This is a genomic window from Blautia sp. St.27G3 (assembly GCF_059728505.1).
In genome coordinates this window covers 769,720-784,179 of sequence record NZ_BAAGFO010000002.1, presented here as the reverse complement: position 1 = coordinate 784,179, position 14,460 = coordinate 769,720, and the positions used below count along the sequence as shown (strand labels likewise).

Sequence of the window (14,460 nt, the reverse complement as noted above, 5' to 3'; positions counted from 1 at the left end):
AAAAAGCAGGATAAAGAAGGAAACTTGAAGAAGAGCTGGTGGAGCATCCAAGATGCAACACCAGCTCAAATAAAAGGGGGGAATGATTTGGCAAAGCCTCTGCTTGAAATGAAAGGGATTAAAAAATCCTTTAATGGCGTATCTGTTTTAAAGGACGTGGATTTTCAGGTGAACCGACGGGAAGTTGTCGCACTGATGGGAGGCAACGGGGCAGGAAAATCTACGCTGATGAAAATCCTGAACGGAGTTTATCAGGCCGATGAAGGAGAAATTTTTCTGGATGGGGAAAAGGTGGAAATCCGGAATGTCCTGGATGCAGGGAAGCATGGCATCGGCATGATTTATCAGGAATTCAGCCTGATTTCAACGCTTACAGTAGCAGAAAATATTTTTCTGGCGCACGAACCCAGAAAACGGAACATGCTGCTGGATAACAGGGCGTGCGTTGAAAAGGCGAAGAAGATTCTGGATGGACTTGGCATAGAGATTGATCCGCGCAAAAAGGTAGAAGAACTGAGCGTGGGCTACCGGCAGATCGTGGAGATCGCGAAGGCATTATCTAAAAATGTAAAAATACTTGTCATGGATGAGCCGACTTCAGCGCTGACAGAGCACGAGACAGAAACATTATTTGAGATTGTCCGGAATCTGCTGAAAATGGATATTTCCGTCATTTTTATCAGCCACAGGATGAAGGAAATTTATCAGATCTGCGACCGGATTACGGTGCTGCGCGACGGTAAGATCGTAATCAGCGATGAAGCGTCAAAGATTCCGATGGATCACATTGTATCGTACATTGTGGGTTCTGCAATGGATAAAAAATTTGAGTGGATTCCAAGAAGCTATTCCATGGAGGCAACTCCGGCGCTGGAGGTGCGAAACCTTACTTACCGGGAACGGGTCAGGGACGTCAGCTTTTCTCTGTATCCCTCAGAGATCCTGGGAATTGCGGGACTGATGGGAAGCGGCAGGACCGAAACCCTGCTTTCTGTTTTCGGCTTATTAAAACCGGATGCAGGAGTGATTCTGGTGAACGGGCAGGAATGCCGGATCCAGGCGCCCGAGGATGCCATGAAACAGGGAATTGCACTGATTCCGGAGTCCAGGCGTGTACAGGGTCTTGTAATGGATCACAGTGTCAAAGAAAACGTACTGATTACCGTTCTGGATAAGATCAGAAAATATGGTTTTCTGAAAGACCGGCAGGGTGAAGCGATTGTAGAAGAACAGATTCGGAATCTTGACATCAAAACAGACCATATGAAGAAAAATGTCTGCCTGCTTTCCGGCGGCAACCAGCAGAAGGTAGTCATATCGAAGTGGCTTGCAAATAAGTCGACGATTCTGATGCTGGATGAACCGACGGCAGGAGTGGACATTGGAGCAAAGACAGAAATCATCTACCGGATGCGTGAACTGGCGGATCAGGGCTGCGCAGTTATTTTTGTATCGAGCGAATTAAACGAGCTGCTGGCTGTTTCTGACCGGATTCTGGTACTGAAGGACGGCAGAAAGATTCAGGAAATCATGCGGAAGGATATAGAAGGCGAGGAGGTACTGCAGCGTGCGATACAGGGCTATGAATAAAAAAGAAATACTGCGGGTGGTAAGAGAATATACGATTTATATTGCATTTTTGCTGGTGGTCATTTTCTTTGCCATCACACTGAGGGGCAAAGGATTTTTTACGGCAGCGAACGCGCTGAACATTATCAGGCAGACAGCGGCGCTGACAATTATGGGAGTCGGTCTGACCTTTGTAATCAGCACAGGCGGAATTGATCTGAGCATTGGTTCAACGGTCGGCCTGTCGAGCCTGATTGCAGCGATTATTCTGCGCGAAGGCGGAAACATTCTTCTGGCCTTTCTCGGGGGCGCAGGAATTGGACTGATGGTCGGGGCATGCAACGGATTCTTGTATGCAAAGCTGAAAATGCCGGCATTTATCTCCACGCTGGCTGTATCGGGAATTGTATACGGGATCGGGCTTCTGCCAACGCAGTCCTCGCCGGTACCGATTGCGGACACGCTGTTTAATAATATTTTCGGATCAGGAAATATCGGTCCGGTACCGATTCTGCTGATCTGGATGGCAGCAGCCGTTATTCTGGGGCATCTGATGCTCCGCCACATGAAATATGGCCGTCAGGTGCTGGCAGTAGGCGGAAATGAAATATCAGCGAAGTACAGCGGAATTAATACGGAAAAAATCAAATTTCTTGTGATGCTGTTCTGCGGGCTGATGGCAGGCATTGCGGGCTGTCTGTATGCCGGAAGAATGCATACCGGGCGCTGTACGTTCGGTGAGGGAGCGGAAACGCAGGTGATCACGGGCGTTGTACTTGGCGGAACAATTATGAGCGGCGGCAAGGGCTCTATTATAGGAACGCTGATCGGTTCCCTGATGATTGGAATGATTTCAAACGGACTTGTTATCATGGGACTTAACGTAGCACAGCAGAAAATTGTACAGGGTATTATACTCCTGCTTGCAATCGCATTTGGAATTGAGCAGGAGCGGGAAGCATAATTTTAAAAATTCGGGAGGATAGAAATGGATCGCAGAAAAGAACAGGTATTGAACTGGATTGAGGAAAACAGAGATGAAGTGGTGGAATTTTTGAGGAAACTGATACAGACGCCGTCGGTAAATCCGTATTTTGACCATGAGCCGGGAGAGGCAAAGGAAGGGCGCGTGCAGCAGGTTGTAAAAGAGCATATGGAGGCGCTCGGGGCACAGGTCGAGATGTGGGAGCCGGATGTGGAAGCTCTCTCAAAATACGAAGGTTATCCGGGATACTCCTCGGATTTTGATGCTGCGGACAGGCCGAACCTCGTGGCAACCGTGAAGGGCGCGGGTACCGGAAAAGGAAAGAGCCTTGTTCTGATGGGCCATATTGATACCGTGGCAAGGGGCACCGGCTGGACGCATGACCCGTTTGGCGGCGAGGTGAAGGACGGAAACATTTACGGGCGCGGCGCCGTTGATATGAAAGGCGGAATCGCAGCCATGATCATGGCAGTGGATGCTGTTGTAAAATCAGGAATTTCTCTGGACGGCGATGTGTCGGTTGCGACTGTCGTGGCGGAGGAGAATCCTGGAATCGGAACGCTGGCCTACGTAGAAAAAGGCTATCGCCCGGACGCCTGTATTATGACAGAGGCAACAAGCCTTCAGGTGGCTCCGCTTTGCCGCGGCGTAATCTGGGGCAAGCTCACAATCGAAGGAAGAAGCGGCCATATTGAGCTCCCGCGCCAGGACTGGAGAGAAGGCGGAGCGGTTGATGCAATTAAAAAAGCCAGGATGTTCCTGGAGCATTTTGACAGCATGAATGAAGAATGGACGATCACAAAGACGCATCCGCTGCTGCGTGTGCCGTGCCAGATTTACGTAGGCAAAGTGGAAATGGGTGAATTTATTTCGACCTACGCTAACAAGGCTGTGATTTACTTTGATGCAACCTACCTTCCGCGTGAGCGCGATGAAAAGGGCGGCGGAAGCCTTGTTATGAAAGAGATTGAGGATATGATAAAGGGCGTCTGCCAGACAGATCCGTGGCTGATGGAGCATCCTCCGGTGCTTGAGTGGCAGATTAATGCAGACTGCGGGGAGACGGATGTGCGCCATCCGTTCGTGCAGACGATTCAGAACAATCTGACCGAACTCGGAAGAGAACCGGTAGTAGAGGGCTGTTATTTCCATACAGATATGGGCTGGGTAGAGAAAGCCGGGATCCCGATTATCAACTTTGGACCTGGTGACCCGCGCCAGGCACACAGCAATGACGAGATGTGTCCGGTGGAGGAGCTGATCGAGGCAACGAAGACAATGGCGCTTACGATTCTTGACTGGTGTCAGGCATCAGAATCATAAGGAGTGAAAAAATGGCAAAATGGAACATAACGGGTGCAGACCAGGTTTCCTATGAGAAAATTTCCCTGCCGCAGATTACTGCGGCGGGGGAGCAGCCGGAGATTCCTGCCTGCGTATATGGAAACAGAATCAGAAAACTGACAGAGCTTCTTGCGCAGCGTGGACTTGACGGAGCTGTGATTTATGCAGACAGGGAGCATCATCAGAACTTTGAATACTTTTTTGGCATTGATATCTGGTTTGAAGAAGCGGTTGGAATCGTATGGAAGGATGGGACATGTGCGGCGCTGCTTGGAAACGAATGTCTGCCGCTGACCATACATGCGAAAGTACCGCTGCGCGGGATTCTGTGTCCGGTGCTGTCGCTTCCGGGACAGCCGATGCAGGGGCATACGCTGGACGAAGGATTTCAGAGCGCAGGCGTTCAAAAAGGGCAGAAGCTTGGCTGTGCGGGCTGGAAACAGCTGGACTCGGAGCAGAGCTTTGACCTTCCTGGATTTATCCTGGACAGCCTGTACCGAGGAGTCGGTGAAGCGGGACGTCTGGTCAATATCACAAAGTTCCTGGCTGGTCCGGGAATTGGGATTCGGAATTATATGGAGGCGGAGCAGGCCGCAGTTTTTGCATGCGCGGCAGAGATGGTATCAAACGGGATGCTTGCAGCGTGGGAAAAACTAGGGGAGGGCGTCACTGAGCTTGAGGTGGGTTCCTGCTTTAATCCCAGGGGATTGCCGCTCTCATGCCACAGCAATGTTTCTTCCGGGCACCGCACGAGGACAGGACTGGTAAGTCCGTCGGGTAAAAAGATGGAAAAGGGCGATCCGTTGACGCTGTGCTGGGCAATGCGCGGGGGGCTTTCCTGCAGAGCAGGGTATCTGGTAGAAGGACCGGAGGATTTGCCAGAGGAGAGCAGGGATTATTATGAAAAAGTTGTAAAGCCTTACTTCGCAGCCGCGGTTACGTGGTATGAAAATATCGGGATTGGCGTGACCGGAGGAGAGATTTATGCGCTGGTGCAGCAGATTTTTCCAAAAGAGCAATACGGCTGGAGCCTGAATCCGGGGCACGGTCTGGCAGCAGAAGAATGGCTGAATTCACCGGTTTTCCCGGGTTCCCAGATTCCGTTTTGCAGCGGTCAGATGATTCAGCTCGATATCATACCAGAGCCGGGCCACGGATACGCGACGAGCAATATTGAGGACGGTATTTTGCTTGCAGATGAGCAGCTGCGAACAGAACTCAGGGAAAAGTATCCCGAAATATGGGGACGGATTCAATACCGGAGACAGTATATGGCAGAGGAGCTTGGCATTCACCTGAAAGAGGAAGTGCTTCCGCTGTACAATACGCAGGGGATTTTGAATCCGTATCTGCTGAAAAAAGGGTATGCGATGAAAAAGGTATCGTTTAATCTGGAACCGAAAAGCTGATCTGAAGATCGGCTTTTTTCTTTATATGGAAGACTGCCCTCCATTGCACAGTGGAAACAGGCTCAAAATACAGGGAGGAAGCTGCTGTGTGATCGGGACCGCGGTGATTGCCGATCACGAACACAGAGGAGGAAAGACACTGATTTTTCTGATCTATCTCTGAGGTATCTGCTTTTCTTGGATGGTCTCCGTCTGAACAGTCGCGGATGGTAAAAAGGCTGTCCGGGATTTCGGGGGATATACGGTAGGCGAGTATCAGAGAATGTTCCGGATAGACGATGTCTTTTCGTCCGAATTGTGTAAAGCTTAAATGGTGTTGCATCTGTTCACATTCCAGTATAGTCAGATCATATTTCTGTCCGCTTATGGGATGAACGATTTCTATATTTTCAGTTCGGTTTGAGAGATCTGTCATAAAATGCCCGGCTGTAACCGGAACGGGACGGATCTGGAAATACAGGGAAATCTTCTGCGGCGCCAGGACAGGCTCTGACTTCCACTCGTAGGAAACCCGTCCGAAGTGCCAACAGCAGGTTCGGTCGCAGCCGTAAGCATTCATCAGTTCTTCTGCGATTTTATCATTTGGCCAGTCGTCATCCGAGGCTGGTTCTGCGTCCTTCGAGTCGGCGGACCGGGAAGTTTGTATGGCAGGAGATCGGTCCTCGTCCGGCGCATCCGTTTCGTTGGCAGTCATCCGCGAAATAGCAGGCGGGTACCACATCAGGCTTCCGCTGATCCTGCATGTAAGCGGGCTGTCGTTCAGGCTCATCTCTGTCATGAAATCTTTGCTGCCTGGATTTTCTGCGTCAAACTGTTCCAGCTCTTCCTGTGTTTTGAGGGAAAGCCGGCGTTCCTGGTTCCATTTTTTCAGAAATGCAGCCATGTCGTCCACTGAAATTTTTTCGCAGACATCCAGGACAGCACCTGCTTTCCCAACGTAAACAGCGGGGATAAAAAGCTCCTGCTTTTCCCAGAGGATTGTTTTTTGAAGCGGAACCGGTGTCAGTTTTTTGGCATACCGGTCACGTCCCCACAGTTTTTTACTGTAATATACGTTCATGTTCCAAGTCTCCTTCCATTTCTGCAAGAGTATTCTTCAGCGCCTGTAAAAATTTTTCTGCATGTTTGGCGAGAATCTGATATTTCTTCCATATAAGAAACACCTATTGAACAGTAGATTGTAGGTGCCCGTGATGTTCAGGGAAGTCCGTTTATGTCCGTGCGGTATCTAGAACCGGTAAGAATAATGATGGTATCGTAACATAAATGTATATAGGTTTCAACTATAGACATGGATATAAAACAGGTTTTTGCTCTTCTATTTTCAGGATTATCCGGCATGCTGCATGTTTGAGAAACGGATATGCAAAGCAGGAGCTGTATCGCTGTGTGGAACACAGAGAAATTGACAGAGAGATTGAATTTAGGTAGAATGAAAGAAAATAAGTTGTTGTATCACACGAGTGTCGTGCTGTTTGTACAACAACGTTCTTGTGTAGGGGGCTGAAATAGACGGTGTGAGAAACATAATTCGAAAAAGAGGGAGCAAAATAGGAGCGCTGTTTTTTTTGTTTCTGGCGCTCAGTATTTCTGTGACAGCGCAGGCAGGATTTTCTAAAAAAGCGCTGTCTTTAAAGGTGAAAAAGAGCGAAGAGAGTATTACTCTTTCATGGGCCGGAAGAAGAGAACTGACGGGATATCAGGTGTATCGGACAAATGCTTCTGGCAGAAATCGTGTAAAAATTAAAACCACGAAGAAAACACGTGTGACTGTTACGGATTTGAAACAAGGGAAAACGTATTATTTCTGCGTCCGAGGATATCAGAAAAAGAACGGAAAAACGAAATATACGAGCTACAGCAAAATAATGAAAGTCAAAATGCCGGTTCGCGGACAGAAATCGACTCTGAAAAAATTGCTTCAGACTGCGCTGCAGCCCGTTGGTTCTACGATGTATGTGTGGGGCGGCGGTTGGAATGAGGCGGATACGGGAGCAGGCAGGGAGGCGCGGACGATCGGTGTCAGCCCAAAATGGAAGCAATTTTTTCAAAAACAGACGAGCGCGTATGATTACAGGAAAACACGGTACCAGATCGCAAATGGGCTGGATTGTTCCGGCTATATCGGGTGGTGCATTTACAATATACAAAATACGGAAAACGGAAAAACAGGTTATGTCATGCTGGCTGATCAGATGGCAGAAAATTTTGCTTCAAGAGGTTGGGGAACGTATACCCAAAAAGGAAAAGTGAAAAATTACAGAGCCGGAGATATTATGAGCTCATCCGGACACGTTTACCTCGTAGTAGGCCAGTGCAGCGATGGAAGCGTTGTGCTGTTACATTCCAGCCCGCCGGGGGTACAGTTGGCTGGAACACCGGATCGAAATGGAAAATCGGAGAGCAAGGCAGTCAAGCTGGCACGCAAGTATATGAAGAAATATTACCCGGAATGGTACAGAAAATATCCGAATTGCGCAAAAGGAAGCTCCTATCTGACCCAGTTTTCGCAGATGCGGTGGGATCTTTCCGGCGATGCGGTGATGACAGATCCGGAGAAATACAGGAATAAGACAGCGGAGCAGATTTTGAGGGATTTGTATTCAACGTGATATATATGCGGACGTACCTGGACAAATGATACAAAAGTGAGAAAGGATAGGTGATAGAAATGCAGTTGGAGACGAAGCGGTTGATTTTGCGTCCGTGGTGTGAGGCGGATGCGGAAGCATTGTATGAGTATGCGAAGAATCCGGCGGTAGGGCCGGTGGCTGGGTGGCCGCCGCATACGAGTGTGGAGAACAGCAGGGAGATTATTCGGGATGTGTTGTCGGCGTCCGAGGTTTATGCTGTCTGCCTGAAAGAGGATGACAGAGTGGTTGGCAGTATCGGGCTGACGGTTGGAAAGGACAGCAATCTGGATTTGCCGGATACGGAGGGCGAAATCGGTTACTGGATTGGCGTGCCGTTCTGGGGACAGGGGCTGATTCCAGAGGCGGTTTTGCGGCTGCAACGGCGCGGGTTCGAGGATTTGAAGCTTGCGAAGATCTGGTGCGGTTATTTTGATGGGAATGAAAAATCAAAGCGTGTGCAGGAAAAGTGCGGATTTACGTACCATCACACGAACAAAGATATTTACTGGGCGCTGATGGATGAGATCCGGACAGAGCACATTACGTGTCTAACGAAAGAGGACTGGGAGAGAAGCCAAGAGAGATGAGGAGAATCCGGGAGGTTGGGGCGCTTGTATTGTACAACTGGAAAGCGCTTGCTGGTTTTGAACTGATTTATAAGTTTGCGTCCGGGCTTTTGTTTTTGCCGCTTTTGTGGAATATATTTGACTGGATAATGAAGGCCAGTGGGTACACGTATCTGACGCTGGAAAATATTGTTCCGTTTTTGATGCAGCCGTTTACGATAATTGCTCTGTTTTTTCTGTTGCTTCTGGTAGTATTGCTTCTTGTTCCTTTTCTGAATTTGGGACTGGGATCGAGTATTTTGACAACGATTTCCATACCGGAGTTTATTCTTGATTATATTGCGGCAGATGGATTTTTATCTTTGCTGCTTTGCTTTGTAACGGTACTGCTGCTTGCGCTGATGATGCGATGGCTGTATGCGTTTCATTATTTTACGCTGGAGGGCTGCTCTTTTGCGGAGGCGAGAAAAAAGAGCGCGCGGCTCGGACAGAAAAAGAGATTTCGCGATTTTTTTGGTTTGCTTTGGGTGCAGTTGGTGCCAGCCGTATTTTTGGTATTGTTTTTTATTGTTGTAGTGACTGCTGCACTGGCTGTGACGAATCTGCTTTCCAGTGTGTTTGTGCTTCAGTGGGTGGCTTCAACGGTGATCTGGATGAAGCTTCTGTTTGCAGTTACGGTTGCCGGTATGCTGGCGGGGCCGGTTAGTTATGGCTGTGTGAGTGTGCTGTATTATAAGCATAAGGAAGAAACAGGAGAGGAGCCGGTGTACAGCGAAGCGCCGCCGTACAACAAAAAAGGGTTCAGCGTGAGATTGCTTCGCGGCGTGTATGTGATCGCAAGTTGTATCGTTCTGGTCGGGAGCTTCGGGCTTGGATATCTGCTGTGTTCTGGGAAGTTGAATCCGCAGATTGAGTATCCGGACTATGGAGATTACAGCGCACAGAGGGGCCTCGGCTTTTTACCCGGAAAACACGATGGCAGCGTTTCGCGGGGCAAAGGAGCTTGGCGCAGATTGGATTGAACTGGATGTGCAGCAGTGCAAAGACGGGCAGATTATTGTGATTCATGATGCTAATCTGCAAAGGACAACAGGCGTGAATCAAAATACCTGGGATATGACGTATGAGGAGATTGAGAAGCTGGATGCGGGCAGTTTTTTTGAACCGGCATATGCAGGGGAGAAGATTCCACTGCTTTCGGAGGTGGTTCAGTTTGTAAAGGAAAGCGGTATCAAACTGAATATAGAGCTGAAACTGACCGGCCATGAAACGGAATTTGAAAAATGCGTGGTGGATATCATTCGCGATGCCGGTATGAAACAGATCTATGTGTGGACTGTAAATACGCAGGAGAGCATCCATAAGATGATTGAAAAAAATGTGGACAATATCATCACGGATGATATTGAGCTGGCCAAGCAGTGCGTGTACGAAAGCAGGTACAGCGATCTTTTGATGGAATATATGAAAATGTTTGAATAAATTAAAGAATATATTTCACAAGAGGCGCAATGCTTTTCTGATCTGTAAAGTCCATGCTTTTCCCATAGGTGGCAAGGAGCTCCCGGTCTTCAGAAGTGAGATCGCAGGGCTCTTTTTTTAGCAGCATTTTACGGAGCATGGACATCATCATCCGGTGCGGCAGACGCAGCCTGGAATAATCAATGCCTCCTCTTAAGTGGAAGACGGCGATGTTTTGCAGGATTTCCGGGGAAATCGTTTTGCTCATTGCTTCTTTGATATGAGCAACATTGTCTGGATTGTTCGGGTCTGCCAGTCCGCAGGTAAAAAGAATGACCTGTTTGTTTTTTACAAGGTCCCAGTTTCGGGTGAGCAGTTTGAGTCCGCTTATCCCTCCAGCATAAAGGCCGCCGCCGTATACAATCACATCATAAGAGGCGAAATTTGCGGGATAAAAATTTTTTCGTTCATAAACGGGGCAGGATAAGGCTGCGGCGATCCAGTTGGCGTATTGTTTGGTGTAACCGTATTTTGATTCATATACAACGACTGTTTTTTTCATAAATGAAGGACTCCTTTATTGTTGTATTGTTCCTATAGTGCTTTGGGCTGCTATTTGTAGTATACTGATGACTAAGTTATATCGTGGCAGAGGGAAAAAAGCAAGGAATTGTGGGAAAGTGCTACATAACCGGTGGTATTGTGACAGAATGAGGGTGGTTGGATGAACGGACATGTAAGGCAGAAGGAGCAGTCGGCGAAAAGAATAGAGGATGCATTGTTTCAGCTGATGGGGGAGAAAATTTTTGCCGAGATTACGGTCTCTGAGCTTTCGGACAGAGCAGATGTGGCGCGCAGGACTTTTTATCGGCTGTACAAAGGGAAAGAGGATGTACTGCATGGATATTTTGGCAGATTGTGCCGGGAATATCAAAGGACATTTCCTGCTTTGAAAAATTATCATTTTCTTCGGGTTGCGGAGGACTATTTCGGGTTCTGGTACTGCCACAAAGAAGTATTGCTTCTGATGCATCAGTGCGGCCTGGATGATATGCTGTACTGTGAGATCGGCCGTGCGGCGACTGCGGTAGTCAAAAATCGTATAAACAGTGAACAAAGTCCAGAAGATTGGGAAATTGAGTGCTTTGCCAGTTATTCTGCCGGTGGTTTCGGATTGCTTTTGCAGCGGTGGGTGGAATCTGGTATGCAGGAAGGGCCGAAGCATTATGCCAGAAGAGTCGGGAAGGCATTGCTGCATTTTATCAGGCCCGCCGTGCAGGCAGAATCAGGGAAATGAGAGGCGTATGCCATGTGCAAAGAGCGGGAGAAAAGTATTCTATTTGTGCGGGAGAAAGGGGAAAATTTATGATTTATGAGGAAAAACAGTGTGCGAAAACGGCGCGGATTTTCGGAGAATGGCAGGAGACAATGATCTGGTCCTGTCTTTCACAGGTGATGGGGCATATTTTTGTAAAAGACAGAGACCATCCGGACTCTGCGATGGCGATGCTGGGGGATTTCTGTTTTCTGGCAGGTGTGCCGGAACCGGAGCTGGCAGCTTACAAACCGGAATACTGCAAGCAGGATTTTATCATTATGGTGCCTCAAAAGGAAGCGTGGGCCAGGTGTATTGAGACGTGTTATGGGGAGAAGGCAAAACGAGTGACACGATATGCCATGAAAAAGGAAGGCGATCTGTTTGACCGCAAGGCGCTGGAACGGGCGGCTGCGGGACTTCCGGAAGAATATCAGATCAGGATGATAGACGAAGAACTGTTTGAACAGTGCAGGCAGATTCCCTGGTGCCGTGATTTTGTTGCGCAGTACGATACGTATGAGAAATATCGCGCGAGCGGTCTGGGGGCGGCTGTCCTGAAAGGGGATGAGATCGTATCCGGAGCGTCTTCTTATTCAAGCTATCCGGGCGGCATTGAGATCGAGATTGACACAAGGGAGGATTACCGCAGGCGCGGGCTTGCGTACGCGGCAGGCGCCAGGCTGATCCTGGAGTGCCTGGCGCGCGGATGGTATCCGAGCTGGGATGCGCAAAATAGATGGTCTGTTGCACTGGCGGAAAAACTGGGATACCACTACAGCCATGCATATACTGCATATGAAATATGGGGTTACTGAGAAAGCGGCAATGTTTTATTGAATCCAGCTTTTTTATGTCCGATCAAGGGATGAATTATAATCTGAATCTGTGGATTTTCGTGGTACAAGGCAGCAGGAAAGCGTTTCACAGTGTACGTTTCGTACATTGCCGTCACCTGGTTCCTGTTCGATTGCATCAATTAAAAGCTCCATGGCTGATCTGCCAAGCCGTCTTTTTTCCACGTGTACCGAGGAGAGCGGGGGATTGAGCATCTGGCAGACAAATACATCGTCGAAGCCGAGAACTTTTACATCCTCGGGGATTCGGAAGTGATGCTCTAAGAGTGCCTGCATCACCCCAATCGCCATCTGGTCATTGGCGACAAAGATTCCGTCAAAGGGAAGCTGGTGACTGAGTAGCTCCAGCGTTTTTTCATATCCGGAGTTATGGGAGAGATCGCCGCTTAAAATCAACCGGTTGTTCATGGGAAGTCTGTATTTTTTTAAAGTGTCAAGATAGGCGTTGTAACGATCATCTCCGGTACCAACTGGAGCTGATATGTGGGCAATGCTGCGGCATCCTGCGTCAATCAGATGCTGCATGGCCTGACATGCGCCATGATACGTATCGACACAGATCGAATCAATGCCATACGGTGAAAAATCTCGTTCTAACGATACAAGTCTGATATCTTTTCCGGATTTCTGGATCTGATCGTGCAGATAATTCGCGTATTCTTTCATTGACTCTTTTTTTACGATGGAACTGAACACAATTCCATCGACCTGTCTCATAATCAAATCAGTTATATTTTTTTTCTCTGTCTCAAAGTCACAGTTGGAATCAGAAATGGTAACAGAATATCCTCTGAAAGAAGCAATTTTGGCTGCTTCCTTTAATACATACGGAAAAAAAAGGCCGCACATATCAAGCGCGACAAAACCGAGCTGCATGCTGCGTTTACTTTTCATGCTCCGCGCGGCATAGTTTGTGGAGTAATGCAGTTCTTCGATGGCGGACACCACCCGCTGTCTGACATCTTCGCTGACATATTTCGTTCCATTGATGACATGCGATACGGTTGAGATCGCTACATGGGCCGTTCGTGCCACATCTTTGATTGTTGCCATAAAAATCCTTTCTGCTTTTTGACGAGCGTGCTGCACTTCTGGATCACGCATTACAGGTTTGAGATTTGTGATCTGCTGTTATTTAAGAAACTTTTCAAAAAATGAGAACCTGTCTGTTATTTTAACCTGTAATAGAAAATGATGCAATGAAAAAATATAATTGACAAAAAAACGTTTTTCTTTTAAAATAACAATTAGAAAAACGTTTTTCTAAAATTATTATATAATTATGTCAGTAACTTGAAAAATAATAGGTATAACGTGGGGGTTACAGGAGGGATTCGAATGAAACGGTCAAAGGCGAACGAAATTATTCAGTACACGATGGATGCATTAAAAAAGGCGCAGTTTCCGCTGCCGCCATTTGCGTATTATGGACCGGAGGAGTGGGCCAGACTTCCGGAGGAAGAGATTGAACTTGTCGAGAATATGCTGGGGTGGGATATTACTGATTTTGGAAGCGGCGATTTTGACAGAGTTGGACTAACAATTTTTACGTTCCGAAACGGGAACTTTTATGCAAAAGAGAAATATTGCAAGCCATACGCAGAAAAGATGCTTTATGTGATGGACGGGCAGATTCTTCCGTTCCATTATCACTGGGAGAAGCAGGAGGATATCATCAACCGCGGTGGCGGAGATTTGGAGCTTACGCTATACAATTGTACGGAGGTTGATTTTGCAGATGTCGAGGGCGGAAGAGCACACCAACCAGGCCAGTTTGCAGATACGCCGGTGACGGCATATGTGGATGGCAAACAGATCACAGTTCCGGCAGGCGGAAAGCTTTTGCTTCATCCGGGACAGTCCATTTCACTGATGCCAGGCCAGTACCATCAGTGGCAGGGGGTGCCGGGAACGGGAGATGTGATTTTATTTGAGGTATCGACAACAAACGATGATACGATCGACAACCGGTTCCATACAGCAGGAGACCGTATTCCATCTATGGAAGAGGATGTCCCGGCAAAATATCTGATGTTTGCAGATTACCCAGAATATACGAAATATTCGTTTATTAAAAAGTAGGAATATTGACTGTTGCAAGCAGGAGGGGAGAGGAAGGGCCATGATGTTTCTCCTGAATTTCGATCTCTGGTTTTTATCGTTCTTGTATTGCGTTTCAGCAATTTATTTTCCAGTTTGATAGTTTTACACCGTAAAATATTTGATGGTCAGATATTAGACTTTGCAATAGGGAAAATGGCATGATTTGTCAATAGACTATTGCAGAAAATTGTGTTACATTACTGCTTTAAATTTTATAA

The 14,460-nt window shown here is 47.7% G+C and carries 14 protein-coding genes; 11 read left to right on the top strand and 3 right to left on the bottom strand.

The features are described 5' to 3' along the window. Positions 1-87: 87 nt before the first annotated feature. Genes AC6I2O_RS13220 through AC6I2O_RS13205 form a run of 4 tightly spaced genes read left to right on the top strand, consistent with a single transcriptional unit; the run spans position 88 to position 5,307 of the window. Positions 88-1,590, top strand: coding sequence for a sugar ABC transporter ATP-binding protein (locus AC6I2O_RS13220; RefSeq protein WP_497742886.1), 1,503 nt, complete (start codon positions 88-90; stop codon positions 1,588-1,590). After that, entirely contained in the window at positions 1,568-2,533 is a 966-nt protein-coding gene (locus tag AC6I2O_RS13215) for an ABC transporter permease (protein WP_497742885.1), read from the top strand. The genes AC6I2O_RS13220 and AC6I2O_RS13215 overlap by 23 nt, the downstream gene beginning before the upstream one ends. 24 nt (positions 2,534-2,557) lie before the next feature. Continuing rightward, positions 2,558-3,877: an ArgE/DapE family deacylase gene (locus tag AC6I2O_RS13210; protein WP_497742884.1), complete on the top strand. Its 1,320-nt coding sequence runs from the start codon at positions 2,558-2,560 to the stop codon at positions 3,875-3,877. Between the two features lie 11 nt (positions 3,878-3,888). Further along, positions 3,889-5,307: a M24 family metallopeptidase gene (locus AC6I2O_RS13205; protein WP_497742881.1), complete on the top strand. Its 1,419-nt coding sequence runs from the start codon at positions 3,889-3,891 to the stop codon at positions 5,305-5,307. Here AC6I2O_RS13205 and AC6I2O_RS13200 read toward each other — a convergent pair. Beyond that, positions 5,285-6,367, bottom strand: a complete 1,083-nt coding sequence (locus tag AC6I2O_RS13200; protein WP_120391923.1) for a hypothetical protein — start codon at positions 6,365-6,367, stop codon at positions 5,285-5,287. The two genes, AC6I2O_RS13205 and AC6I2O_RS13200, sit on opposite strands and share 23 nt — an antisense overlap. 457 nt (positions 6,368-6,824) lie before the next feature. On the opposite strand from AC6I2O_RS13200, the gene AC6I2O_RS13195 reads away from it, so the two are divergent. From AC6I2O_RS13195 to AC6I2O_RS13180, 4 genes are read left to right on the top strand one after another with little or no spacing between them, the layout of a single operon-like run. Next, positions 6,825-7,919, top strand: coding sequence for a fibronectin type III domain-containing protein (locus tag AC6I2O_RS13195; protein ID WP_497742879.1), 1,095 nt, complete (start codon positions 6,825-6,827; stop codon positions 7,917-7,919). Between the two features lie 59 nt (positions 7,920-7,978). Further along, positions 7,979-8,527 carry a GNAT family N-acetyltransferase gene (locus tag AC6I2O_RS13190; protein WP_497742878.1) on the top strand — a complete coding sequence of 183 codons (549 nt, stop codon included), beginning with the start codon at positions 7,979-7,981 and terminating at the stop codon, positions 8,525-8,527. Further along, entirely contained in the window at positions 8,485-9,528 is a 1,044-nt protein-coding gene (locus AC6I2O_RS13185) for a glycerophosphoryl diester phosphodiesterase membrane domain-containing protein (protein ID WP_147412271.1), read from the top strand. The genes AC6I2O_RS13190 and AC6I2O_RS13185 overlap by 43 nt, the downstream gene beginning before the upstream one ends. Continuing rightward, complete coding sequence (locus AC6I2O_RS13180; RefSeq protein ID WP_497742877.1) at positions 9,482-9,988, top strand: glycerophosphodiester phosphodiesterase; 507 nt, start codon at positions 9,482-9,484, stop codon at positions 9,986-9,988. The genes AC6I2O_RS13185 and AC6I2O_RS13180 overlap by 47 nt, the downstream gene beginning before the upstream one ends. A gap of 1 nt (position 9,989) precedes the next feature. On the opposite strand, the gene AC6I2O_RS13175 is transcribed toward AC6I2O_RS13180, so the two are convergent. Further along, entirely contained in the window at positions 9,990-10,529 is a 540-nt protein-coding gene (locus tag AC6I2O_RS13175) for a flavodoxin domain-containing protein (RefSeq protein WP_120391918.1), read from the bottom strand. 162 nt (positions 10,530-10,691) lie between these two features. Between AC6I2O_RS13175 and AC6I2O_RS13170 the strand changes: the two genes are divergently transcribed. Both AC6I2O_RS13170 and AC6I2O_RS13165 read left to right on the top strand, forming a co-directional pair. Continuing rightward, positions 10,692-11,264, top strand: coding sequence for a TetR/AcrR family transcriptional regulator (locus tag AC6I2O_RS13170; RefSeq protein WP_120391917.1), 573 nt, complete (start codon positions 10,692-10,694; stop codon positions 11,262-11,264). Between the two features lie 68 nt (positions 11,265-11,332). Then, positions 11,333-12,100, top strand: coding sequence for a GNAT family N-acetyltransferase (locus AC6I2O_RS13165; protein ID WP_497742875.1), 768 nt, complete (start codon positions 11,333-11,335; stop codon positions 12,098-12,100). Positions 12,101-12,133: 33 nt separating this feature from the next. Here the strand turns inward: AC6I2O_RS13165 and AC6I2O_RS13160 are convergent, their stop codons facing one another. Then, a complete protein-coding gene (locus tag AC6I2O_RS13160) occupies positions 12,134-13,192 on the bottom strand; it encodes a LacI family DNA-binding transcriptional regulator (protein WP_497742874.1) in 1,059 nt (352 codons plus the stop codon). Between the two features lie 285 nt (positions 13,193-13,477). Between AC6I2O_RS13160 and AC6I2O_RS13155 the strand changes: the two genes are divergently transcribed. After that, entirely contained in the window at positions 13,478-14,221 is a 744-nt protein-coding gene (locus tag AC6I2O_RS13155; protein WP_120391915.1) for a D-lyxose/D-mannose family sugar isomerase, read from the top strand. Positions 14,222-14,460: the final 239 nt, after the last annotated feature.

Coding starts and splice junctions, on each gene's coding strand:
- AC6I2O_RS13210 (WP_497742884.1), top strand. CDS start 2,558: ATGGATCGCAGAAAAGAACAGGTATTGAACTGGATTGAGGAAAACAGA.
- AC6I2O_RS13205 (WP_497742881.1), top strand. CDS start 3,889: ATGGCAAAATGGAACATAACGGGTGCAGACCAGGTTTCCTATGAGAAA.
- AC6I2O_RS13200 (WP_120391923.1), bottom strand. CDS start 6,367: ATGAACGTATATTACAGTAAAAAACTGTGGGGACGTGACCGGTATGCC.
- AC6I2O_RS13190 (WP_497742878.1), top strand. CDS start 7,979: ATGCAGTTGGAGACGAAGCGGTTGATTTTGCGTCCGTGGTGTGAGGCG.
- AC6I2O_RS13180 (WP_497742877.1), top strand. CDS start 9,482: ATGGCAGCGTTTCGCGGGGCAAAGGAGCTTGGCGCAGATTGGATTGAA.
- AC6I2O_RS13175 (WP_120391918.1), bottom strand. CDS start 10,529: ATGAAAAAAACAGTCGTTGTATATGAATCAAAATACGGTTACACCAAA.
- AC6I2O_RS13170 (WP_120391917.1), top strand. CDS start 10,692: ATGAACGGACATGTAAGGCAGAAGGAGCAGTCGGCGAAAAGAATAGAG.
- AC6I2O_RS13165 (WP_497742875.1), top strand. CDS start 11,333: ATGATTTATGAGGAAAAACAGTGTGCGAAAACGGCGCGGATTTTCGGA.
- AC6I2O_RS13160 (WP_497742874.1), bottom strand. CDS start 13,192: ATGGCAACAATCAAAGATGTGGCACGAACGGCCCATGTAGCGATCTCA.
- AC6I2O_RS13155 (WP_120391915.1), top strand. CDS start 13,478: ATGAAACGGTCAAAGGCGAACGAAATTATTCAGTACACGATGGATGCA.